The sequence below is a fragment of the Microbacterium sp. Bi128 genome (assembly GCF_918698205.1).
This window is the reverse complement of sequence record NZ_CAKKMM010001292.1, coordinates 1-1,442: the sequence shown is the minus strand read 5'-3', so window position 1 is coordinate 1,442 and position 1,442 is coordinate 1. Positions and strand designations below refer to the sequence as shown.

Annotated in this window: 1 protein-coding gene; it reads left to right on the top strand. The window is 65.4% G+C overall.

Features of this window, described 5'->3' with window-relative positions:
• The coding region (locus tag LQV45_RS32115; protein WP_230011569.1) for a UvrD-helicase domain-containing protein at positions 1 to 1,442 on the top strand (1,442 nt) is incomplete at both ends.

Sequence of the window (1,442 nt, the reverse complement as noted above, 5' to 3'; positions counted from 1 at the left end):
GACTTCAAGCGGCAATACGGACTGATTGACTTCGCGGACCAGGAAACCCTGGTTCTGGATCTGCTGGAGAACAACCCGGAATTCCGCGCCTCCATCACCGGCCGCATCAAGTTCATGGTGGTGGACGAGTTCCAGGACACCAGCCCACTGCAACTCCAGCTGTTCACCAAGTTCGCTGAGCTGGTGGACAAGGTGGTCTGGGTGGGCGACTCCAAGCAGGCTATCTACGAATTCCGAGGCACTGACCCGGAGCTGATGAAAGCCGTGGCCGCCCGGGTTGAGAGCAAGACCCAGCTGCATGATTCCTGGCGTTCCAAAGAATCCGTCATCGACCTCTCGAACGCGATCAGCCTCGCCATGTTCCCGGAGCTGAGCGAGGACGAAATCCTTCTAACGGTGCCCCAGGCCTGCCTCGACGCCGCGCATCCCAAGAACGCCCTGGGCGGCGCCAGGGAGGCCTGGACACTGGCTGCCAAGACCGTGCCGGAGCAGCGGCGGGCGGTCGCCGCCGGCGTCGTGGATCTGCTGCAGCGGCGTAACTTCAAGGGGTCCGAAGTCGCGGTCCTCGCCCGGTCAAACGACGCTGTGGCGGCCATTGCCGCGGAACTGGCGGCGCTCGGAGTCAAGGCGACCACCAACACCTCCTCGTTGTTCGCCGCTCGGGAAATTCAGCTGGTCCGCGCCGGGATGGCCTTCGTCGCGTCCGACGACGACACCGTGGCCTTGGCTGAGTTGGCGCACCTGCATCCTGACCATCCCCAGTTCGGCCGCTGGGTCCCCGCACTGTTCGACGCCGAGGAACCCCGGGAAGAGCTCCAGCGCTGGGCCAGCGACCCGCTGGTGTCCGGCTTGGTTGAGCTCCGCGGCCTGGCGACGGTATGCACGCCCACCGAAATCATGGAAGAGGTCTCATCGCGCCTCGGGATCGCCCGGCTCATCAAGACGTGGAGCAACCCGGGAACCCGGCTCAAGAATCTGGACGCGCTGCGCTCCCTGCTGGAGCAGTATTACGAGTCGTGTGCCGCGCTGAGCAAGCCCGTCACGCTGAGCGGGTCGCTCAAGTTTCTTGCGGACGCGGAAAGCACCGGCAGCGAGAACTTCGGCGACGACGTCGTGAACGTGCTGACCTACCACAAGGCCAAGGGGCTGGAATGGCCGGCCGTTGTACTGGCAAGCCTCGACACCGACGTCGTAGCTAAACCGTGGGGCGTGGCTGTCGAAGGCGTCGATGAGATCGACGTCCGCGATCCCCTCGTCGGACGCTGGATCCGCTTCTGGCCCTGGCCGTTCGGCACCAAGGGATTCAAGCCGCTCACCGGAGCGGCCGACTCCTCGACTGTCGCGCAGCGGGTCCTGGCCCGGCGCCAGGCTGACTCGGCACGCGTGCTCTACGTTGGCCTGACCCGCTCCGTCAGTGTGACCTGCCTGGCCGCCGCCAAGCC